We start from the raw sequence: 21770 nt of genomic DNA on the forward strand, positions 1-21770 counted from the left end.
CCATGAACATCGCCATTCACATCGAGCATGTTTCCAAAATTTTTGGACAGGATCGTATTCTCAATGATGTCTGCCATCAGTTTGAGGAAGGCCAGATTCATGGGATTGTCGGCAATAACGGGAGCGGGAAGACGGTACTCATGAAGTGTATCTGTGGCTTTCTACTCCCCACGACAGGAAAGGTGCTTGTCTACAATAAACACGTCGGCAAGGATATCGACTTTCCAGACGATCTCGGACTCATTATCGAAACGCCTGGTTTCTTGCCGGGACTATCAGGCAGAAAAAACCTGCAAATATTAGCATCGCTCCGCCGCAGGATTACAGATGCGGACGTTCGACATGCCATGACCCTGGTAGGACTCGATCCCAACGCCAAAAAGCCAGTCAGCAAATACTCACTTGGGATGCGTCAACGACTGGGAATAGCCCAGGCGATCATGGAGAATCCTCGCCTTTTGATTTTAGATGAGCCCTTCAATGGTCTGGACAAGCAAAGCTGCGCAGACATGAGAGCGCTGATCCTGCATCTACGTCATCAAGGGAAGACCATTCTACTTGCCAGCCACAACGCCCAGGACATCGAGATGCTTTGTGATACCGTGTGTGAAATGGATTCGGGGATTTTAACCGTGGTGCGCAGCTCGACCCCCAACGCTCTCCGCCTCCCCACTTTTTGAGAGCCATGGGCGATGCCTCTGATTGGATCTGAGCTTGACCCACGAAAGCGAGTCAAGCTCAATTCTCAAAGCTGCCATACAAGCGCATTTCGAAAGAAAGCCCTGGTCACAATATCCATTAAGGCATCGTTATAGTAGCCTGCGCATATTCCCAGATAGCCCTCCGTAAAAGTTGTGTCGTATTTCGACATAATAAGGTGGCCATTGACAAAAAAGCGTAATAAAGACTGATTCCCCTCGATCTTTAAGAGATTGATTCTCCCATAGGCCGCATTGATCGCTGAACTGCTCCCCTGATCCAGTATCGAATGTGATGCACCCGGCCCAAGGATATCCACTTCGTACCCTCCATGGACATTAATCGCAAAGTAATACATATCTGTGCTATCATTGGCTCGAAAATTCACCCCTGCCCACGTTCCTTGCACTATGACCATCTCGATTTGATAGGCCACATTGTTAAATGGTTGCACATTTGCCGAGCAATAATTAGGTCCGGTTGAGTCAATATAGAGAGCCTGCTGACTGAAATAGCAGACCTTATCTTCTTCCTGCCATTTGCTTCCTCCGCCAGCTTTTGTGAGTGGATCATTCAGAAGCACGGTTCCTGGCCGAGTTGCCAGCGATGAGCGTTCCTGAGGAGAGATATTCGATTGCGTCGCCATAGAGTGCGTGATAAAAAAAACGATAGGCGTTCCTATCAGCATAAGGGCAAGGACTAAGAGCAGGAAAAAAACGGTTCTTCTCCCTTGCCACAATTGTGTACGGAGAGAAGAGAAATGGAATAAGGGAAGATTTTCTTGTACTAACAGGGGTACATTATCTACTATATATGTATCATCATATGCATCATTAATCTTTTCTGCATCATCACTATTTGGAGCTTGCTCAGATAGCTCTTCCGTAAAACCCAGAGTCTCCTCATTTTTCTCAAAAAGAGCACTCAGTTTCAGACGATAGTAGGCTGTTGGTCGTTGCTTGCCTCGTTCCCAACGATTAACTGTGACGACACCTATACCCAGACGATCCGCAATATACTGTTGCGACCATCCATGTCGAAGACGTTCTTGCCGTAATCGCTCATTTATAGGGGAGATAGCTTCCTCATTCATCTATGAATCCTTTCACTGTGGCATACTATACTTTTTCTTTCTTACGCCACAATTATAAAACGAATCATAGACAGCCATATACAAAAAAAGATAGATTTCAAACGTTGAGTATAGTAATAGGAAGGAGCAGGATGGGAGCGGTCTACAAGGCTGAGGATACACAGCCTGGAAACCGCCCGGTAGCCCGCTAAGCTGGTCCGCTAGACGCTCACATTAATGCCAACCGCAGCGTTCTCCTCAGGCGTTGCCAGCCAGTGACCATATTTAGCCGCTGCAACCGCGATACGCGCCATCGCTTCGGGATTCGGAGGTTGAAGTGCCTCAGTCATAGATCTCCCCGTCTCCTGAAAGAATTCCCCGAGCCTTCTGGTCGTGATGATTAAACAAATCACCGGCAGGCTACCAACATTACGCAAAGCGTGTGGTGAATTCACAGGTACATGGATATAATCACCCGCCTGCGCCGTCACCCATGTGTAGCCTTGCTCATCCTGCTTCAAAGCCTCGATCTCGCCAGCCAGCAAGAAAAAGTCCTCGGTGTCAGGATGAGCATGAAGTGGAATACTCGTACCCGGAGGAAATACTCCCTTTAATACACAAAAATCAGTGTGATCATCTTGCGGCGCTGTCAGAAACTCTAAGGTTGGGCCAAAGTGTTCAAGGACCTGACCGGTAGTAGGATTCTTCTCAAGACTCATCTGTTTCTCTCCTCGTTTTCGTACAGCTTCTTATTTATCACCGGTTCTCAGGATAAAAGCAGCTTCCATAGTATGTTCCGTGGCAACATATTGATGCTTCTACTAAATGCGTGCATTTTACACGTATTTAACTTACCAGAAAAGCTGCCTTAAGTCAAGAATATCCGTGCAAAATGCACGGATCAGACCAGAACGTTGCTGGCTCCATGCCACCCTCTTCAATTCCATCTGGCTTAGGGAACCTTCACTTACACGGTTTTCGGCTACCTGTACGCTCATTCCCCGGAAATTGCAATAGCTGAATAGAGCTGTAATGATGTACAATGATAAACGGAGATCCTATGTAAGCGCATAGGATGTTTTTTATGGCTGAAAAAGCAATCGAGCGTCGTTGATAGGAGGTTATTGTAAACAGGAGCCATCACGAGATGATACTCCACAGTAAACCGTAGAGAGAACTAGCAATGAGGAGATCAATCATGGTTAAAGATATCCAGGAACAGATGTCGTTCACGCAGTTGTCACCGCGTCAGGAACTGCTGCAACGTTTTCATACCGTCCGTCTTTTTTCAGAACAGCTTAGTGAGCCGCTGGAAATCGAAGATTACGTCGTGCAATCAATGCCTGATGCTAGCCCCACGAAATGGCATTTAGCTCATACCACCTGGTTTTTTGAAGCCTTTGTCTTAGAGCCGGCCCTCCCATCATACAAATCATTGCATCCTCAATACAACTATCTTTTTAACTCTTACTACAACTCGATTGGTGAACGCCACAGCCGTGCGAAACGCGGCCTCATTACGCGTCCCACTGTCAAGGAAACATACGCCTATCGCCAGTACGTCAACGAGCACATTCATCACTTGCTGGAACACTGTGATGATCAGCAACTACAACAGATTGCACCTATTATCACGCTGGGGATCCATCACGAGCAACAGCATCAAGAATTGCTGCTCACAGACATCAAACACATGCTTGCAAGTAATCCATTGCATCCTGTTTACAAAGCCAGGACCGTAGAGACAGGAGCGATACCTGCCCTGCAATGGATAAATTATCGCGAAGGCATTTTCAGGATTGGCCATGAAGGCGATGCGTTTGCTTACGACAACGAAGGTCCAAAGCATCGTGAATTCGTCGAGGCCTATCAGCTTGGTTCGCGCCTGATTACCAATCAAGAGTATCTTGATTTTATTGCAGACGGAGGTTATCAGAATCCTTTGCTCTGGCTCTCCAGTGGCTGGAGTACGGTACAAACCGAAGACTGGCAAGCGCCACTTTACTGGGAAAAACAAGCTGATCGCTGGTATGAGATGACCTTAAGTGGTTTTCGCGAAGTCTCTCCAGATGAGCCTGTAACCCATATCAGTTACTTCGAAGCCGATGCATATGCGCGTTGGGCGAACGCTCGACTCGCTACCGAGGCTGAGTGGGAAATTGCCGCGCAGGATGTTCCTATGGTGGGCAACTTCGTCGAGAATGCCCAATTCCATCCGCTTGCATTACAGGACACTTCTGAGGCAAGCAAGCCGGCACAGATGTATGGAGATGTCTGGGAATGGACACAAAGCGCCTATCTCGCATATCCTGGCTATAAGCCGGCTCCAGGCGCGATTGGTGAGTATAATGGGAAGTTCATGTGTAATCAGTTTGTGTTGCGCGGTGGCTCATGTGCAACGTCCAACACGCACATCCGCTCCACATATCGCAATTTCTTTCCTCCCGATGCGCGCTGGCAATTTTCAGGTATTCGCCTGGCGCGGGAGGTATAATCAGCGTGTCATCTCAATCATTCCCACCACAGCAACCGAAACTCTATGATTTCGCGCCCAGATTGAATACGTTCCGCTCCGATATCTTAGAGGGACTACAAAGACCGCTCAAAGAGATCGCCAGTAAATACTTTTACGATGAAACTGGCTCGCTTTTATTCGATCAGATTACCGAGCTTGAGGAATATTATCCAACGCGCACCGAACTTTCCATCATGCAAAGCAACATGCAGCAGATTGCGACAAAGTTAGGTCCACAGTGTATGCTCGTTGAGTATGGCAGTGGAAGCAGCGTCAAGACACGCCAACTGCTCGATCACATGGAGAACCTGACAGCCTATGTACCAATCGACATCTCTAAACAACACCTGCTCAATACTGCTCAGGAGCTGGCGACCACGTATCCTCAGATAGAGATACTTCCAGTTTGCGCAGATTATACGAGCAATTTTGCGCTGCCATCTCCGCAAGGATTTGTAGCACGCCGTGTCGCTTACTATCCCGGATCAACGATTGGAAATTTTGATCCACACGCCGCTATTCGCTTTCTTGCTTCCATCGCTCAGCAGTGTGGCAAGGGAGGCGGATTGCTGATCGGCGTGGACCTTAAAAAAGATTTTAACATCTTACATCGCGCCTATAACGATCGTGAGGGTATCACTGCACAATTCAACCTTCATCTCTTGACGCGCATCAATCAAGAATTATCGGCAGATTTTCAACTTGACCGGTTCTGCCACTATGCCTTCTACAATCCTGTGCTTGGTCGTATCGAGATGCACCTGGGAAGCTTACAAAAGCAACAGGTCCATCTTGGAGAGAAGACCATCACGTTTAAACAAGGAGAAAGCATCTGGACCGAGAGCTCTTATAAGTTCACCCTGGATGATTTTGCGCAGCTGGCAAGTGAAGCGGGTTTTCATGTTGAAGATGTCTGGCTTGATCCTCTTCACTTCTTCAGCATCCAATACCTCTCTGTCGTCTGAACAAGCCTGACCAGTGTTAAGCGCAGCGAGGACACCGTAGCGTCGCACGCTCGCGTGCGATGTCCCACTCGACGTACGAGACTGCACAATCTTGGCGAGCAACGCTCGCGTGCCTGAGCGTACGTCGAGTGGGACATCAAAGGTCATTGCCACCGATGTTGCATTGGAGATGAGCATCCCAATGGGGTGAGACGCTCACCGACGTAGCGGCGCGGCTCCGCCGTGCTGTCTGTGACTCGTACGACTACGCTCCACATGGGGGTTCCATCGAGATAACCTCCCCACGGTGGGACGTTTTCGTGCGTCCAGTGACAGCACGGCGGAGCCGCGCCGCTACGTCGGCTAGCCTGAGCGCCTAATCAAGCGAATTGCAAGGGGACATCCTTCTTTGCCTGGCAACGTCCTTATGTATCTTGACAGAGTACTGCGCTTGACATGTGCATATCTCTTTGTTATTATCTAACCAGTTAGTTGATTAAACACACCAATCAGTTAGAAGGCAACGAGGCAACAGAGAGAGATGAAAAAAGTCATACGTGAGCGCGACGCCGAAGTCGCACGTGAAGCCATTATGGAAGCGGCTGAAGCCATATTCGCTGAGGAAGGTTTTGCGGGCGCACGTGTGGACGCCATTGCCGCCAAAGCAGGCTACAACAAAAGTCTGATCTTTCACTACTTTGGCGATAAACACGAACTTTATCGAGCCATTATCAAACGTCTGAAGGCACGCATGTACGTCATGTTTTCAGAGCCAATGCTTCATTTCATGCACAGTAGCAACGAAATGAATGTTGAGCGCATCCGCCTGTTTCTCGAAATGAGTTTTGAATGTTACCACTCATTTCTTACTGAAAATCCCCGCATGCTCCATATTATGGCCTGGGAAGCCGCCGGGCACTGGCAGACATTTCTCAGCATCATTGATGATGAGATGATACAGCAAAGGTCATCTATACACTGCATGGGCGATTTCCTCCGTTGCGGACAAAAAGCGGGTATTATCAACCCACAGCTAGACATACATTTTCTGATCAGCCTGATTGGCGACATGTTTACGACCCACCTGCTCAACCGCCCACGTTACGCCTGGCTTTTTGCGGGTGAGACCTCTGATAGTACAGAGCAGCTCGCCTTCATGCGTCAGCAAATCACGCATTTAGTACTCTATGGAATTCTCAATTCACCCGAAGGAAAACCAATATGAACAATGGCACACGATGGCGTATTACCGCAGTCGTTTCGCTTGGTCTATTTATGGCCATTCTCGATAACAGCATTGTAAGCGTGACGTTACCACAAATGGAAAACGCCTTTCACACGGACTATGATACGATTACCTGGGTCGCAACAGCATATTTCCTCTCGCAAGCGGCTGTGATTCCCATTATTGGATACCTCTCAGACCGTATCGGGACCAAGCTAGTCTTCATGGTCTCATTGCTGCTCTTTACGCTTGGCTCTGTGCTCTGTGCCTTATCTCCTACCAAAGAGTTGTTGATTGCGGCACGTGTCTTTCAGGGCATTGGTGGTGGTGCATTGTTGCCAGTCACATTCGCCATCATCTATCGCATTTTCCCGCCAGCTGAACGTGGACAAGTCACGGCGGTCATTGGCATCCCAGTCATTATGGCTCCAGCTTTCGGGCCGACCATTGGTGGCTATTTAAGCACCACATTTGATTGGAGCGCCATCTTTACCATTAATATTCCGATCGGGATCATTGCCCTCATTCTGGGCTTCCTTGTCTTGCCAGGACGAGCGGCCGAATTTGCCAGTCAGGAACGCACCATTTCCAAGGGGCTTCAAGGTAACTTTGACTTTATCGGCCTCATCCTCTCCATGGTTGGTTTCACCATCCTCACCTATGGCATCACCGAAGCCAGTTCAAAAGGCTGGGGAAGCTCACTGGTCGTAGGTTCTATCATCAGCGGCGTCATTATCTTAATCATCTTCGTCATCGCAGAACTACGCGCCAGCGATCCTGTGATCGATGTACGCCTCTTCCAGAATTATACATTTGCCATCTCAAATGTCCTGATGTGGATTGTCACGGCCGTCCTCTTTGGTGGCTTGTTCCTGCTCCCACTCTTCTTTGAGAATGTGCAAGGAGACAGTGCCCTCACCGCAGGCGAGATTTTAATCAGTCAGGGATTGGCAACCGGTGTCGGTATGGCGCTCTCTGGTGCGCTATACAATCGAGCTGGACCACGCATCCTGGTGATCATAGGTTTCATCGTCACCATCGTAGGCACGTTCGGCCTGACACAGCTCACGATCGGCACCACTGGTGCATCCCTTCAGATCTGGCTTATCTTCCGTGGGTTTGGGCTTGGCTTGCTGAACACACCATTACAAACCCTGGCGCTCTCAGTTGTCAGTAACAGAGCCATGGCCAAAGCGTCATCCCTGGTCAGCGTCGCCCGCCAGGTTGCAGGAGCCATCGGTGTCGCCTTATTGACCACCTATCTCACCCAGCAATCCACCAACTATGGAACCACGATTGGAAATGAGATAAAAACAGGAGTCGCCAGTCATCAGTTAAGTGGTGTCGCAGCCACATGTGTACAAGCAGGTGGTTCAACATTCAACCAAACACTCATACGCACCTGTGTCACGCAGCATGCGATTACCAGTAGCCTGGACAATACCTTCCTGGTCATCGCCATCGTCTGCATCATCTGTATGCTCCTGGCCGCCTTCCTTGGGCGTGATCCCTCGATCGAAGCCTACAAACTGGCAAAGGCACGAGGTGAAGATGTCACGCCAGAACCTCAGATGGTCATCAGTGAATAATAACAGGTGACCTCGGCACACGATATCAACGACCTCATCATCAAAAACATCCTTCAGGATTTTCTGAAGGATGTTTCACTACTTCTATGATATCAAAAAGATCGGTATGCACGCCCAGGCTACATCTAATGCGGATCGCTTACCAACAAGCCTACCGAATTTATGAACGCGCCGCAAGGCGCTGGATCGCCGATGGCGTAGGACCTTCTTCGAGTCTCTGCCGGATGATGTTTGCACACTGCTCTGGGTTGAGTGCCGATGTATCAATCTCTAGATCATAGATTCCCGGCACATGGACAGCTTGCTGCCATAAACGTACCGGTTCTGGCACAGAGCCATCTTTGGAGAGATCAACTGACCAGGTCGCACGCCGCCGCTGCACAACTACTTCCAGAGGGCAACGCACTCCCACCACCAGCACGGGCAGATCCGCCAGCATCCTCGCACACATGGGGAGAATCTCTCGTGGAACGGCATAGGCATCATGATGCCCGACATCCACCACAACATTAAGCCCCAGGCGGCTATGTACCGCAATGGACTCATACATGCCGCGATACAGAATCACAATCAGAGGCTCCAGATCAGGGCGTTCACCCCCAGGCCGTAACCCGATCCCAGGCTGGTAACGCTCTGGAGTCATCTGCTTGAAACCATCTACGCCCAGATTCATCCACACCCCCTCAAATGTGTTCTGAATCGCCTGCGCAATACTGGATTTCCCTGATCGCGGCGTCCCATTCAAAATAACAATCTGCCCGGGTGGCATCCCCTCCATCTCTTGAAAAGGTCCACGGTTCTCGGACGCACGAAATGGTGGTTTATGGCTCATCAATCAACACCTTTTACTCTCGTTTGCTTCTAAGATCTCTGAGATTAGGAAAGCTCTGTTTCATCAATAAACGTGCTTGAAATCGGCAGAGCTATGTGCCATACTAAAAGAAAAGCGCCCCATAGCATAAAGCGAGGAAGAGACGCATCAACGAACATTTCATCCAGATGAACACCTTCCTGCACGCTGCGAGTCAAGATATTAAAGTTTTTATTACGGAGTCCCCACAATCACCATCGCACAAACGCCAGAGCAAGCCATGACCGGTCAACGGCTCGCAGACATGGGGCTCGGGATCATCTTAAGCAAAGAAACCCTGACGGTTCGTCTCCTCCAGGATGCCATTGCACGGGTCGCCAACGATACCACCATCGCGGAATGCGGGAGGCTCTGTTCAAGCAACCAACGCCATCTTTCAGTTTGCCCGAGTCCATCAAATATAGCAGTATCATGAAACACTTCTGGCACTTTGCACAAAATGCTCCAAAGCTCCTATAATCATCTTAAGATGATGATTTTCATGATACGTTATTTTGCGCTCTTACCAGAGAAAATTGCCAGAAAGATTTTAAAAGATGACTACTATTCGACTAGAAACATCTATCAAAGCTTCGCCTGAGCGATGTTTCGATCTATCGCTCAACGTCGACTTGCACAGTCACTCGGTTGCACACACCCATGAGCGACCAATTGCGGGTGTAACATCAGGTATGATGAAACTTGGTGATACCGTAACCTGGGAAGCGGTACATTTTGGCATCAAGCAACATCTCACCTCAAAGATTACCACCTATGAACGACCATATCGTTTCACAGATGAAATGATCCAGGGAGCTTTTCAAGAAATCATACATATTCATGAATTTATTCCTCAGTCATCTGAAACTCTCATGATTGACCTGTTCACATTCGCTGCTCCTCTAGGCATTCTTGGGAGAATGGCAGAGGTACTGTTTCTCAAACGCTATATGAAAGGGCTGTTGCGCGTTCGCAATAGCTACTTGCAACAGGTTGCGGAGGCAGCTACCGAAGAAGATTGAACCTCACCCACACGTTCATCAGAAATATCACTATCAGCGTCCCGATGATAACAAAAACCATTCCAGTCGTGAGATCCATCACTGCGATGGCCACACCACTTCCTGCCTCGAAAGGAGGGTAGCAGTAATGTAGTATACAAGAGGCTTCGTGCGCAACATCTTCTATATGTGCGTGATACACATAATAGCAACCGATGCCCAACCAGGTAGCCAGGCCCATCGCCAGAGCCCGGAAAACACGAGCGTTGCCTCGTCTCCCTTCCAGGAGTGCGGCGGCGACTCCAATACAAAATGGAAAAAGATAAAAGATATCCGTCGTATTATAGTAGACGAAAAGAGAAGTCGCTATTGCTGCAATAAAGTAGAGAAGCAAGCCAAAAAGGAAGGCGAGTAGCAAACGCAGAACAGAGACAGACAGAGTGCTCTTTCTCTCTCCTCGTCCTCCCTCAAGCGGCCTTTCGCTCTCCCTCAGCTGACGTTTCATGATCAAGCCCGTAATCAGAGCACCGAGAATTATAGGAAGAAGTCCAATCAACAGCACGACGGTGATCAGAAGGGAGATTACTCCCGCTCCTCCGTGACAGTAGTGCTGCTGTGCACACGCGGTACTTGCCTCAAAGTCAGATTGATAGGCGAAAAAGAATGGATAGCAACTTGCACCAAGCCACGTGAACACGCCAGCCTTCAAGGCCGACACAATGATATGCGAGCTTTTTCTCCCACGAATCAATGCCGCAATGCAGCCCAAACCTAGAAGGGTGAGCAGTATTATCACATAGGGCACTATTTGGTAGTAGTATTGATACGAGAAGTGTCGTGCAGTCGTGGGGTCCGGAACCGACCTGTAAACACTCCAAATCGACCCGAAGGGAGATAAAGAAGTCAGCGTGATGAATAGAATGCTCCCAAGGAGCAGGCCAAAGAGAAACACGATAAGCAAACGCTTGTGAATAGCATAGTCTCTTGTTGAACTTTTCTCCATTATTTTTTCATACCTCATTGCGCCAGAAACCGACGGAGGCTCTCTCTAGCCGCCGGGTGCAGAATGCCAACTTTCTGCCAGAGTGCATTTGAAGGGATTAGGCTCAGCATTTAATTTATATAGACACTATTATATCATTTTAAACTATATTCTAATTATTAATAATTTACGTATCAAACAGCTCTGGCATGAGTAGCCGGATTGACAATAAGATGAGAAATCTGCTGGTTAAGCGAAAAGACTCTACATTTTTGTAGAGAGCTGGTCCTATTACAAAAAATGAATGGAATATTAGCGAATAATCTTGTTGTTGTTATGGTTATAATGTATTTTCTTATACAACATGTTGGTAGTATCACGGAGTCGTAAAGGAGATAGCTTATGCGTGCAGATATCGTGCCTGGGGCAAAATTCCCTGACTATGAGTTAACCGATCATACAAAAACGCGTCGTCGTCTGAGCGAACTGCAAGGAATTGATCCGCTGATCCTGATTCTCTCGCGTGGACATTTTTGCCCCAAAGACCATCAGCAGCACCTGGAGCTCGCTGCATTTTACTCCAAGATTGCCGTCGCGTACACAAAGATTGTCACTATTTCCACAGATAACATCCTGGAGACGAATGAGTTTCGCGATGCGGTCGGCGCACAGTGGACGTTTCTGTCAGACAGCGGGCGTAAGGTGCAACAGGATCTGGAGATCCAGGAATACACAGACCCCTTCCATAATCCAATGATCCCTCATACCCTGGTGCTTGAGCCTGGACTGATAGTCAACAAAATCTACAATGGCTACTGGTTCTGGGGACGTCCCTCGCCCGACGAGCTCCGCCTCGATTTACGCGCCGTGATGAGTAAGATACGACCGGACTGGGATCCATCCACGCCCGGCTTGCGCGAAAACTGGGAAGGCGACAAAACATCGCACTATCCATACCGCGCAAAGTAGCGAGAAACTTCCTCGATCGATTGTCAGCAGTGTTGGACGCCAGTGTCCAACACTACTCTTAGTCACCCGTTGGTAAGCAATCCAGAATAAAAAGGTTACAACACTACCTCCGTATCGTAGCGAGCCATCAGATCAGTCATCTCTGGTGCATTGGGGGCCACACCTTCCTGGAGAAGTGCGCTCATCTCTTCAAAGTAATGGATGTAGCGCGGAGGCGTAAATGTATTGAGGAAACGAGCAGGCTGGTCCGTTGGGTTGCTGAAGGTATGGAGGGCTCCAATCGGCACCATCACAAACGTTCCCGCACCAGCCCGTACAGTCTCCGCGCCTGCCAGAAACTCCAGTGTCCCCTCGAGGACATAAAAAACCTCTTCATGTGCGTGATGGATATGGGGTGGCGGCGTGGGAGCATGCGGTGGCACGGCAAATTCCGCGACGCCCAATGTTTCCCGCGTATGGGTTCCGTCCTCCTGAACGATCATTTGAATAGAACCAAGAGAGATTATCCGTCCTTCACCCGGCTTCAGTACAACGACACTCATAACAGTATCCTTTCTTTTATTGCTTGCTCGCACAAGCAATAAAACTCAAAAAAAAGCAACGTTCTTCAAAGCTATTCCGATCACGACACTGATCTCTGTTCTGTTTCCAGAACGTCACTCTCCGGCAGATCGACAACCGCCTGGGCTTCGTGCCCCAAAGAAGCTCCATTCAGCAAATCATGTAGTACCTGAGCAAGCAAGCGATAGGCGGCTTCCAGATCAAAGGTTGGTTCCATGATCTTTTGCAGAGCCAGCCCATCAAAGAGAGCGAGCAGCAGCGCTGCCAGAAGCGTTGGATCAAGCGAGAAACGTTCTACACTCTCGCTCTTGTGTATATTCTCCAGTGCGATTGTAATAACCGAGCTAATCTCACTGCGCCGCCGGGCCAGTCGTTCTCGTACTTTAGGCGCAAGAATGGGATTGTGCAGGCCAAGCGCAAACGATTCGTAGCGCAAGCGATACACGTCTGGCTCCAGGTCGACCCGCTCACGCAGTTCCGTCAAAAGCACATCGAGAGACCAATCAGTCGACATCTGCTGAGCCAGGTATTCCATTCTCTGGTGGAAACGCCGGCCAGTCGCTTGCAACACCTGGGCGAGCAGTTCATCCTTGCCCCCAAAGTAATAATGCACCAGTCCAGGAGCAGTCTGGGCTTCGCGTGAGATTTCACGGAGCGTGGTTGCCTCATAGCCTCTCTCAGCCAACACCCTGGAGGCTGCGGCGATAATACGCTCTTTCGTTTTTTGTTGTTCCTCTAAAGGCTTCGCTTTATCATATTGCTTGCTCATGCAAGCAATATACCATACCTGAAAGAATTTTGCAAGACCATATCATCACCCATGACACTGACAATTAAGATGGAACAGTTACTACTCTTCCACTTTCTGGCTGCGTGTATCAAATGCAAGGCGATCATTTTCAATCGCGGCCTGATTAACTTGAACCCAGTTCCAGAGAGCTGATAGTGGCTCGATCAGTGTATGCCCTCGCTCGGTCAGTTCATAATCTACCCGAGGCGGAGTCGTCGGGTACACTGTTCGCGAGACCAGACCATCACGCTCCAGGTTTTTGAGCGTCAGTGTAAGCATGCGTTGTGAGACACTGCCAATCTGCCTGAAGAGCTGATTGTAGCGCATTGGCCCCTGCGAGAGCGCGATGGCTACCTTCACCGTCCACTTGTCGCCAATGCGCGCCAGAAGATTATCCGCCTGCGCCAACGTGAGGCAATTCTCCTCGTGAGAAGAACTCTCAACACGAACATGAATGTGCGTATCGCTCAAAATAGTGCCTCCTTGTGCGATCTTTCTTTGTAGATTATTATTTTAGCATAACGAACAAAAAGTTACTAACGACCCATCAATCAGAGGATGGTGATCGTCAACTATGTCTACAGTACAAACTGTTGTCAGGAGGACAGTAATACATGAAACTTTTACATCTCGATGCGAGCATTTACCGTGAGCAGTCTGTAAGTCGACAGCTAACGGCCAGTATCGTCGCTCAACTGAAGCGCACCACACCTGATCTTGAAATCACCTATAGAGATCTTGTAGCGACGCCTGTTCCCCAGCTCACGCCTGCGCTCTGGGAACGCAGACTTCAAACAGTATTAGCGGATAAGTCATTGATCGTCACAGCCAGGCGGATTCAAGGCACATTCGCACCAGACAATCAAGCAGAGGCCCTCCAACTTGAGCAGGATTTTTTAGCCATCGAGGCAGTACTCCGTGAGTTCCTGGATGCCGACATCATTGTGCTCGGTGCTCCGATGTACAATTTCACCATTCCAAGCCAACTCAAAACGTGGATCGACAGTATTGTCATTAGCGGACAGACCTTCCGCTACACGCCGCAGGGCGTACAGGGCTTCTGTGCAGACAAAAAATTCATCATTGCCTCGTCTCGTGGTGCTATCTATAACGAATCTTCCCCTTTTGCCTCATTGGATCATCAGGAGAGTTATCTTACAACTATCTTGAACTTCATTGGGGCACGTGACATCACGTTTGTGCGCGTGGAAGGTACCAATATGGACGACGAACAGAGGCAGCGTTCGCTCACCGCAGATCAGGCTGAGATCGCAACCTTGCGGGTCGCTTGATCGCCACAAAGCAAAAAAGCATTCTCAGATCCACATTGACCGGATCGATACCGCCACGATGCATCCTACATGCCTTCCCAACGATGCTTACAAGCAGAGTTAATGGTTCTCGGACACGATGTCAATCCATGCCAACGGCGCGTTGGCATGGATTGACATCGTGTTTTTCTATGCTATACAATGAACATGATTTAGTTAATCAACAAAATCATATTAAGCTCTTTTGAAGATAAAATAAGCACGCTTTTGATGTGCAGTAAACTGTCGGGAAAGGACATAGCGATGCAATATAATTTTGAGGACCTTCTTAAAAGTGTCTCCAAACTAACACCTGATCAGACTCAAAGAGTTCGTGAGCAGAGTTTCACCCTTCAAGCCCTTGTCAAAAGTGTCTGAAAAATCTTTATAGGGGGAAACCGTGCTATGAAAAAAGGCCGCTCGCTTGAGTCCTCTGCACACACTACCGCAGCGGGAAACCACCAACAACCAAACTTTGACCGTACCCGGTCTCGATCACTCTCACTGGACCAACTTGATCAACGTAACTTCACATCAGAGAGTAATCAACGACCAGATATGCTTCGTGACCGCGCCCTCTACCAATCTGGGTCATCAGCAATCATGCCCGTATTAGAGAGCAGACCACACGATACCCAATCCCTTCATAGGCAATCATTGGATCGCTCAACGACGCCCATCCCCGGGCGTAATTCACAAGACTTTACCCGTTCCCTTTACCGCTCTCAGTCAGCAGATGAACTCGCTTCACGCTTTGTCCAACCAGAGAGTAGACCGGATGTTACACCCATTCGCTTGACCGAACCTTCGAGTTTTCAACCACTCCGCAGCAAACGTCCTTCACACCTTACCGATTCAGCAGAAGCTGGGACTCCTCCACAAAAAGGCGACGCTATCCACTTATCGGGCCGTTCCACTTCATCTTTTATAGATGAACGTACACCGCAAATCTATGGAAACCGCAGTTTGGATTTATATGCGGCAGAGATCACTCCTGTAGTACCCGGCAAACGTTCTTCACACAGTACCGGTTCAGCAGAAATTTGGACATCCCCACAAAGAGGCGACATTATTCACTTACCGAACCGTTCTGCTTCATCCTTTATAGATGGACGTACGCCACAAATCTATGGAGACAGCAGTTTAGATTTACGCAGGCCAAATGAGACCACTCCCACAGTGCGCTCTACCAGGCTCGAAATATTGTCCAGAGACAGTATGAGTGAACGAGGAAGTAACCAGACAAACGACCGCGATCCATTTCTCAGTGCGTTGAACCTCACAGAGGATCGTCCCCTTTCAATGGCAGAAGCAAGGGAATACGGACAAATAATCATGGATGCAGTAAGGACTGGGGGAAATGAACGAGACCTTTTGGAGCGTTTAAGGACAAAAAGTACTCAAATATCGCGAGAGCGCGACCAGGTAAACCATAGAGACGCCGAAACATTGGTCAATGCAATGGGCATCAGGAATGATGATCTTGGCTCAAACAATTACTCGGAGGCCATGAAACACGCACTAACCATGGTTCGTGTGATAAGGACCGATGGCCAAGATAAAGAATTTAACGATGCAAAGAATGCAATTTTGGAACTGGCCCCAAAACGGTCCCGGCTACGTTCGTTGGTGAACCCGAGAACAGACTCCATAGATTGGTATGAGGCCTCCTGGAGGAACCAGCATACCACGAGTAAAATTGATACGAGAACATGGGGTGGTTCTATGCGTAAAATGCTCTATCAAGCCAATCAACCGCTTGCCGGGCTAACGAATACACGCTCAGGCAATCTGGCATTTATCGGTGTGCAAGCATTGATGGGGACCGCCTACACTTCGTATATAGAGAAAGATTTTAATTTACCAAATCTTATATCAAATCTAGAATATTCTGCGGTTGCTCGTCCGGTCTATAAATACTTCCCACTTACTATAGGGCAGTTATCTGACACTGCTCAATTTCAAGGGGCTAGTATTGGCCTTAAGGCTATCTTTAACACGTTCATGCACCACAACGCGACCACAGCCGGCTAAACATGCGTCATCCCCGATGTAACAAATGGGAGGCTGGGAGGCAAGCAAGAAGGAATAACCAGAAGACAAAAATATCCTGGAGTTTTACAACCACTGATTGCTCGTATGAAGTGGCAACGGCGATCCCCCTTTCAATCGAGGTGTGTGAATCCCTTCACATACCTCGTATGACACCCTCCCCAGGGCACATGAGCAGCAACGTACGTATCTGCGATGATTGTTATGCGAGAAATTCTTGTGCGAAGCGATGGAGAGGCGCCAGATCGGTCGCGCTTGGAAAATCAAGGATCAGCTCGTGTATGCCAAGAGCCTCGATAGCCTCAATACGTTGTCGAATCGTAGCAGGACTCCCAACCAGAGAGGTGTCATTGATATTTTTTCTCACTGTATCCGGCACTAAAGCCAGCGCAGCCTCATCGGTATCAGCGATCGAGCAGACCGCGCCCATGGTGCAATGGATCTCCTTAAAATCTCGGCCGACGTTCTCGCAGTGTTGTTTGAGAACAGCGAGCTTATGCGCCACCATCTCCGAGCCACCACCCACATTACAGGCATCGCCGTACTGCGCCACCAACTTCAGGGTCACTTTCTCGCCACCGCCGCCGATGAGGATCGGAATATGCGGCTTCTGCACGCCCTTGGGCTGATTGATAGCACCACGTACCTGATAATACTTGCCCTCAAATGTAGCCTCTTCTTGCTCCCACATCGCATGGATGACCTGAAGAGCTTCACGCAGCTGGCGCAAACGTTCAGGAGCATCGGGGAAAGGATACCCATAAGCGCGATATTCATGCTCATACCAACCGGCACCAATACCAAAGTTCAAGCGGCCGTGACTTAACACATCGAGCGTACTCGCCATTTTTGCCAGCAAGGCCGGATTGCGATAGCTATTGCAGGTCACGATTTGTCCGATGCGGACGCGCTTGGTATCACGCGCCATCGCGGCCAATGACATCCAGCACTCAAACGTCACCTCTTGCGTAGGTGTCGGAATCGTATGAAAATGATCAACCAGCCATATGGCCTCATAGCCATCTTCATCTGCGGCCTTCGCCACATTCACCATTGTCTCAAAGGCCTCAACCGGATCTTTGACATTGACAAGGCTCATCTTCCAACCATTCGGAATATCAACGCTGAATTTCATCTAAAACCTCTTCCAAAAAGATCGCTTGTGAAAAATAGAGAAACCAACAAATAGCTATCCGCCTGTTATTTTTCGTAGCAAGCAAACAGTACTATTACTGAACCTCTTGATTATAGCCCATCACTTGAACAATACTCAAAGTCAGCAATAAGTTATTTTCACAAATAGCAGAACTTATCTCGACAAACAAATTTCAAGATATTGATTTTAGGATGGCAAGAACGCACACAAGCGTAGTATTTCCGCTGCTGCCGCATTGTGCAGCTCTAATATCAATAGCGCTAGTGCCAGTATACCAGGAATTACGCTTCGCCTCTAGAGTTAAACCTAAGATACCAGAGCGATTGGGTTTACCCATGTTCCCTTGAAAGCGCACCAGGCAACAGTTGTCATATGTCTCCTGGCATTGCGCACCTGAAAACGTCCTATGACATTGGGCGCGGCTAGATTGTTTCTTACAAGCGGATTGTATTTTCTTTAAAAATCATATATTCTTATAAAAGAACTTATTAACAGAGAACATTTGTTGTACGCCTACCTGGAATGTTCTTGCCTAGCGCGGAGAAAGACACCTATGAATATCTCGATAGAGAATCCACTTTTGGCAGCGGTGCTCGTCATCGTTCTATTACTCATTCTTATACTTGCAATTATCCATGCGAGACAACCTACCCGACGTAGGAGCAGCGGTAGCTCAGCCAGCAGTCAAGCACCTGCCCGGAAACGCGCCACGATCAGCCGAAAAGACATTCCGAAGGTCAATGGACGCATTCCATCCTGGCAAAGAGATCCCGGTGCCAAAATTGCCAATCAGTATGGCAAGGCTCGCAGCCCCGAATGGCCCCGGGTTGCACATGAGCATCTCAGCAAAGAACCAGGCTGTGTCGTCTGTGGTCATACGGGAAAGGGATTACAGGTCCACCATATCAAACCATTCCATCTCTTTCCGAACCTTGAACTCGACCCGAACAACTTAATCACTCTCTGTGAAATCAGAGGTCGCACGCATCATCTGCTGATCGGGCACCTTGATAACTGGGCATCGTACAACCCCCGTGTACGTGATGACACAAAGCGTTACTCCCATCAAAACGCGAACTCGATCAAGGCCAATCCAACCTGGCAGAAAGAAGTTACGCAACGCCCGACGCCTTAAACCATTGGCATCTGCAATTGCTGCCTGGCGACCATCTACGCGAGCCAGGCGAGAATTTCAGATTCTGGCCGACGCTGTAATGATAGAATACAATCAATGACGCATTGGGGCTGCAATACAGCTCACTTATTTTTCTTCATGGAGCATGTATCTAACGAAACTCATTGAGGAGTACTCGTTTATGTTGCACCTGGCGCATCGATCCCTGCTGATACAATTATTAAGTATCTATTTGCTTTTTGCCATCATTGTACTCATGGGCGGAACTGGAGTTAATGCACTTATTGAGCAGCGTTTACGTGATGATACTCAGGCTTCTGATCAGGCATTAGCACAGACGATCGCACTTGAGACAAGCATTCAACTGCGCGATACTGAGCACGCACTTACAGCTTTAGGAACTCTTGCAGAACAGTCACGGACGCTTGCTACAATCACCAACCTCTTTCATACCTTCCAGGCTGCTCGCGGCGATATAGATCAAGTCTACTGGCTAGATCCCTGGGGAGGTGTACTTATCTCCTCACCGCCAATCGGGAAAGTAGCAGAGTTCTCGCCCCCCAACATTATTCAGAGAGCACTTCTTGCCAACGGTCCAGTCTTTGAGGTAGGTATTGTAGGCATTTCGACACAATCTTCTATCGAGCCTGGGCTTATTATTGCTCAGCCCGTACGTGATGCAACTGGAAAATTGGTCGGCATGCTTGCAGCTAACCTCTCGCTGGTCGAACTCAGTGAACCAGTGAGTACTGTTATCCAGGCGCAACAACGCCAGAAGCGACAACTCATAATCAGCATCATCGACAATCAAGGTATACTCATTGCCACTCCAGATCATCAGCGGATACTGCAAACAGTGCTAGATGAGCTACCCGGTGCGAATCAAGCGCTCCAGGGCCATACGGTCTCACGCATTGGTTCTGGCATCGATGGGCAGGATTGGCTTTTTAGTTCCGTGCCGATACCTGATGTCAACTGGGCAGTTGTTGTACAGAGACCGACAAGCGAAGCGCTCGCCGTAGTTACGCAGTTCCAATTCTGGTTGCAGATTGCAGCGTTGCTCTTCGCCATCTGTGGACTATTATTCTGGCTGCTCCTGCTCAACCGTGTCATTCGCCCACTCCACATTCTTGCGCTCCAGCATCAGACTCTCCCTGTCTCGGAGCAATCCATTCCCACCCACGTTACAGTCCTCGCCGCTCGTGATGACGAGATCGGTGCTCTTGCACGCTCACTTGTACGCCTGGAACTCGATGGTCTAAAAAAACTCAGCGAATTGCGTACACTGTTAGAAACGTCAAATGAGGTTGTCAGATCGCTCGAACCACATGCAGTCGTCCGCAAAATCATTGGCGAGGCGCGACGACTGGTGGATATGCAAGCCGCAGCGGTCTTGATTCCTGATGAGCAAGGAATACTCCATGTGCTGGTTAGTGATGGACATAGTGAGCGCTACGATCATGTGCTTGCTCTCTCTCCAGAGAACGTTGGTTCATCGGCCGTCCAGGCGCTAGATTCTGGGGAACCAATTCAAAAGCTCTTGACCTCAGAGTCAGCATTGACGTCATTCTCCTATGACGATGGCTTTCGCGCTGTACTGGCAATTCCCATCATCAGTCGACATGCGGGAAGTGTCGTTCTGCTCGTGCATCGTAGCGAGCCCCATCTTTTCAATCAGAGCGAGATCAACTTGCTGCTCACATTTGCCAACTACGCAACGCTTGCCTGGGAACATGCCATCCTATACGAGAGAAGTGATGAGCGGCTTCGTGAGATTGCTCAAGAGAACGAGCAGTTATATCAACAGGCAGCCGAGGAAAAACAGACGCTGGAAGCCATCATGGAAAGTATGAGCGATGGACTGGTTCTCACTGGAATTGATGGAAAAATCCTCTACGCGAATCAAGGAACAAGTACGATTGTTGGTCTCTCGCGTGAGGTCATGGAAGCATATTCTATGCATACACTCTATGACGCACTACGCGAGATCGTCATAGACAGGGAGGAATATGAACGCAAGTTTGCTCGGGCTGAGTCAGCTGAGATCTCAGAACTTACCGTCGAGATCACACACGATAACGAGCGCCGTGCCATTCACTTGCGACTCTTCGAGGTAGGGAGTGAGATCAGTGGTATCATTGGGCGTGGCTTATTACTGCGCGACGTGACGAGGGAGTATGAACTTGATGAGTTTAAATCAACCTTGTTGGCAGCGGTTGGGCACGAGGTACGTACACCATTAGCAGCCATCAAAGGGTACGCATCGACTCTACTTCAAGAAGATGTCATCTGGTCACAGGCAGACCAGCGCCATTTCTTACAAACGATTAGCAGCGAAGCGGATCGTCTGGCTCTGCTTGTCAATAATCTCCTTGATCTCTCCCGCCAGGAAGCGGGCCTGCTTCTCATCAGTTGTGCGCCTGTCAGCTTGCAGGATATGGTACAAAAGACGATCGCGCTCCAAAAGCACTCACATGCCAGAATATCCCTTGCGATTCCTGACGATCTTCCTCTTGTCAATGTGGATCGTGCACGGATTGAGGTTGTGCTCCACAATCTCGTGACCAACGCCTTAATCTATAGCGAGGGAGAGGTCAGCATCAGCGCCAGCAGACAAGATAATACAGTCGTTGTAGCAATCGCCAATAATGGACCAGGCATTGACCCCAAGGATTTTCCACATGTATTTGAGAGATTCTATCGAGCACGCCATGGTCGCCAGCAACATTCCGGCGGGACGGGGCTTGGTTTGACTATAAGCAAAGCATTCGTTGAAGCTCATGCTTGCACCATCTGGGTAGAAAGCGACCCACAAACTACCACGATCCTGTTCACATTACCGCTTTCCTTACCGACCGTTTCAGCTGTCCACACTGGGACCCCCAATAACACCATGCTCAGCTGAGAAATAAAGCTCCGG

General features: G+C 48.9%; 19 protein-coding genes and 1 pseudogene. 12 read left to right on the top strand and 8 right to left on the bottom strand.

The genetic code is table 11. The features are described 5' to 3' along the window. Positions 1-2: 2 nt before the first annotated feature. On the top strand, positions 3-680 hold the full coding sequence (locus AC27N8_RS01620) for an ABC transporter ATP-binding protein (protein WP_487063272.1): 678 nt from the start codon (positions 3-5) through the stop codon (positions 678-680). 65 nt (positions 681-745) lie between these two features. On the opposite strand, the gene AC27N8_RS01625 is transcribed toward AC27N8_RS01620, so the two are convergent. Beyond that, a complete protein-coding gene (locus tag AC27N8_RS01625) occupies positions 746-1792 on the bottom strand; it encodes a helix-turn-helix transcriptional regulator (RefSeq protein ID WP_487063274.1) in 1047 nt (348 codons plus the stop codon). A gap of 200 nt (positions 1793-1992) precedes the next feature. Further along, a complete protein-coding gene (locus AC27N8_RS01630) occupies positions 1993-2490 on the bottom strand; it encodes a cupin domain-containing protein (protein WP_487063276.1) in 498 nt (165 codons plus the stop codon). A 479-nt stretch (positions 2491-2969) separates the two neighbouring features. Between AC27N8_RS01630 and egtB the strand changes: the two genes are divergently transcribed. The 4 genes from egtB to AC27N8_RS01650 all read left to right on the top strand — a co-directional run bounded on the left by egtB (position 2970) and on the right by AC27N8_RS01650 (position 8044). Further along, entirely contained in the window at positions 2970-4265 is a 1296-nt protein-coding gene (gene egtB, locus AC27N8_RS01635) for an ergothioneine biosynthesis protein EgtB (RefSeq protein WP_487063278.1), read from the top strand. 5 nt (positions 4266-4270) lie between these two features. Further along, positions 4271-5251: an L-histidine N(alpha)-methyltransferase gene (gene egtD / locus AC27N8_RS01640; protein ID WP_487063280.1), complete on the top strand. Its 981-nt coding sequence runs from the start codon at positions 4271-4273 to the stop codon at positions 5249-5251. 520 nt (positions 5252-5771) lie between these two features. Further along, on the top strand, positions 5772-6455 hold the full coding sequence (locus tag AC27N8_RS01645) for a TetR/AcrR family transcriptional regulator (protein WP_487063282.1): 684 nt from the start codon (positions 5772-5774) through the stop codon (positions 6453-6455). Next, the gene (locus tag AC27N8_RS01650; protein WP_487063284.1) at positions 6452-8044 is read left to right on the top strand and encodes a DHA2 family efflux MFS transporter permease subunit; all 1593 of its coding nucleotides are present in this window, start codon (positions 6452-6454) and stop codon (positions 8042-8044) included. The genes AC27N8_RS01645 and AC27N8_RS01650 overlap by 4 nt, the downstream gene beginning before the upstream one ends. 160 nt (positions 8045-8204) lie before the next feature. On the opposite strand, the gene AC27N8_RS01655 is transcribed toward AC27N8_RS01650, so the two are convergent. Further along, positions 8205-8813: a chloramphenicol phosphotransferase CPT family protein gene (locus AC27N8_RS01655; protein WP_487067890.1), complete on the bottom strand. Its 609-nt coding sequence runs from the start codon at positions 8811-8813 to the stop codon at positions 8205-8207. 286 nt (positions 8814-9099) lie between these two features. On the opposite strand from AC27N8_RS01655, the pseudogene AC27N8_RS01660 reads away from it, so the two are divergent. Continuing rightward, positions 9100-9330, top strand: a pseudogene (locus AC27N8_RS01660) (hypothetical protein); the annotation flags it as partial. 121 nt (positions 9331-9451) lie between these two features. Beyond that, the gene (locus AC27N8_RS01665; protein WP_487063286.1) at positions 9452-9916 is read left to right on the top strand and encodes an SRPBCC family protein; all 465 of its coding nucleotides are present in this window, start codon (positions 9452-9454) and stop codon (positions 9914-9916) included. On the opposite strand, the gene AC27N8_RS01670 is transcribed toward AC27N8_RS01665, so the two are convergent. Then, positions 9900-10898, bottom strand: a complete 999-nt coding sequence (locus tag AC27N8_RS01670) for a hypothetical protein (protein WP_487063288.1) — start codon at positions 10896-10898, stop codon at positions 9900-9902. The two genes, AC27N8_RS01665 and AC27N8_RS01670, sit on opposite strands and share 17 nt — an antisense overlap. 381 nt (positions 10899-11279) lie before the next feature. Here AC27N8_RS01670 and AC27N8_RS01675 point away from each other — a divergent pair, with 381 nt between their 5' ends. Further along, positions 11280-11846 (top strand): redoxin domain-containing protein, encoded by a 567-nt coding sequence (locus tag AC27N8_RS01675; RefSeq protein WP_487063290.1) that lies wholly within the window; start codon positions 11280-11282, stop codon positions 11844-11846. A 95-nt stretch (positions 11847-11941) separates the two neighbouring features. Here the strand turns inward: AC27N8_RS01675 and AC27N8_RS01680 are convergent, their stop codons facing one another. The 3 genes from AC27N8_RS01680 to AC27N8_RS01690 form a co-directional block, all read right to left on the bottom strand. Then, complete coding sequence (locus AC27N8_RS01680) at positions 11942-12388, bottom strand: cupin domain-containing protein (RefSeq protein WP_487063292.1); 447 nt, start codon at positions 12386-12388, stop codon at positions 11942-11944. 80 nt (positions 12389-12468) lie between these two features. After that, on the bottom strand, positions 12469-13176 hold the full coding sequence (locus AC27N8_RS01685; RefSeq protein ID WP_487063294.1) for a TetR/AcrR family transcriptional regulator: 708 nt from the start codon (positions 13174-13176) through the stop codon (positions 12469-12471). Between the two features lie 81 nt (positions 13177-13257). Beyond that, on the bottom strand, positions 13258-13668 hold the full coding sequence (locus AC27N8_RS01690) for a winged helix-turn-helix transcriptional regulator (RefSeq protein WP_487063296.1): 411 nt from the start codon (positions 13666-13668) through the stop codon (positions 13258-13260). A gap of 143 nt (positions 13669-13811) precedes the next feature. Between AC27N8_RS01690 and AC27N8_RS01695 the strand changes: the two genes are divergently transcribed. Together AC27N8_RS01695 and AC27N8_RS01700 are read left to right on the top strand one after the other, a co-directional pair. Beyond that, positions 13812-14489 (top strand): FMN-dependent NADH-azoreductase, encoded by a 678-nt coding sequence (locus AC27N8_RS01695; protein ID WP_487063298.1) that lies wholly within the window; start codon positions 13812-13814, stop codon positions 14487-14489. A gap of 423 nt (positions 14490-14912) precedes the next feature. Then, on the top strand, positions 14913-16541 hold the full coding sequence (locus AC27N8_RS01700; RefSeq protein ID WP_487063300.1) for a hypothetical protein: 1629 nt from the start codon (positions 14913-14915) through the stop codon (positions 16539-16541). A gap of 220 nt (positions 16542-16761) precedes the next feature. On the opposite strand, the gene AC27N8_RS01705 is transcribed toward AC27N8_RS01700, so the two are convergent. Beyond that, a complete protein-coding gene (locus tag AC27N8_RS01705) occupies positions 16762-17694 on the bottom strand; it encodes an LLM class F420-dependent oxidoreductase (RefSeq protein ID WP_487063302.1) in 933 nt (310 codons plus the stop codon). A 574-nt stretch (positions 17695-18268) separates the two neighbouring features. Between AC27N8_RS01705 and AC27N8_RS01710 the strand changes: the two genes are divergently transcribed. Continuing rightward, positions 18269-18850, top strand: a complete 582-nt coding sequence (locus AC27N8_RS01710; RefSeq protein ID WP_487063304.1) for an HNH endonuclease — start codon at positions 18269-18271, stop codon at positions 18848-18850. Between the two features lie 181 nt (positions 18851-19031). Next, on the top strand, positions 19032-21755 hold the full coding sequence (locus AC27N8_RS01715; protein WP_487063306.1) for an ATP-binding protein: 2724 nt from the start codon (positions 19032-19034) through the stop codon (positions 21753-21755). Positions 21756-21770 lie beyond the last annotated feature (15 nt).

This window comes from Dictyobacter sp. Z7_2, from assembly GCF_057551105.1.

What these genes read in the sequence shown, in the direction of transcription:
- AC27N8_RS01620 (WP_487063272.1), top strand. Translation starts at nt 3, where the DNA reads ATGAACATCGCCATTCACATCGAGCATGTTTCCAAAATTTTTGGACAG.
- AC27N8_RS01625 (WP_487063274.1), bottom strand. Translation starts at nt 1,792, where the DNA reads ATGAATGAGGAAGCTATCTCCCCTATAAATGAGCGATTACGGCAAGAA.
- AC27N8_RS01630 (WP_487063276.1), bottom strand. Translation starts at nt 2,490, where the DNA reads ATGAGTCTTGAGAAGAATCCTACTACCGGTCAGGTCCTTGAACACTTT.
- egtB (WP_487063278.1), top strand. Translation starts at nt 2,970, where the DNA reads ATGGTTAAAGATATCCAGGAACAGATGTCGTTCACGCAGTTGTCACCG.
- AC27N8_RS01645 (WP_487063282.1), top strand. Translation starts at nt 5,772, where the DNA reads ATGAAAAAAGTCATACGTGAGCGCGACGCCGAAGTCGCACGTGAAGCC.
- AC27N8_RS01650 (WP_487063284.1), top strand. Translation starts at nt 6,452, where the DNA reads ATGAACAATGGCACACGATGGCGTATTACCGCAGTCGTTTCGCTTGGT.
- AC27N8_RS01655 (WP_487067890.1), bottom strand. Translation starts at nt 8,813, where the DNA reads ATGCCACCCGGGCAGATTGTTATTTTGAATGGGACGCCGCGATCAGGG.
- AC27N8_RS01665 (WP_487063286.1), top strand. Translation starts at nt 9,452, where the DNA reads ATGACTACTATTCGACTAGAAACATCTATCAAAGCTTCGCCTGAGCGA.
- AC27N8_RS01670 (WP_487063288.1), bottom strand. Translation starts at nt 10,898, where the DNA reads ATGGAGAAAAGTTCAACAAGAGACTATGCTATTCACAAGCGTTTGCTT.
- AC27N8_RS01675 (WP_487063290.1), top strand. Translation starts at nt 11,280, where the DNA reads ATGCGTGCAGATATCGTGCCTGGGGCAAAATTCCCTGACTATGAGTTA.
- AC27N8_RS01680 (WP_487063292.1), bottom strand. Translation starts at nt 12,388, where the DNA reads ATGAGTGTCGTTGTACTGAAGCCGGGTGAAGGACGGATAATCTCTCTT.
- AC27N8_RS01685 (WP_487063294.1), bottom strand. Translation starts at nt 13,176, where the DNA reads ATGAGCAAGCAATATGATAAAGCGAAGCCTTTAGAGGAACAACAAAAA.
- AC27N8_RS01695 (WP_487063298.1), top strand. Translation starts at nt 13,812, where the DNA reads ATGAAACTTTTACATCTCGATGCGAGCATTTACCGTGAGCAGTCTGTA.
- AC27N8_RS01700 (WP_487063300.1), top strand. Translation starts at nt 14,913, where the DNA reads ATGAAAAAAGGCCGCTCGCTTGAGTCCTCTGCACACACTACCGCAGCG.
- AC27N8_RS01705 (WP_487063302.1), bottom strand. Translation starts at nt 17,694, where the DNA reads ATGAAATTCAGCGTTGATATTCCGAATGGTTGGAAGATGAGCCTTGTC.
- AC27N8_RS01710 (WP_487063304.1), top strand. Translation starts at nt 18,269, where the DNA reads ATGAATATCTCGATAGAGAATCCACTTTTGGCAGCGGTGCTCGTCATC.
- AC27N8_RS01715 (WP_487063306.1), top strand. Translation starts at nt 19,032, where the DNA reads ATGTTGCACCTGGCGCATCGATCCCTGCTGATACAATTATTAAGTATC.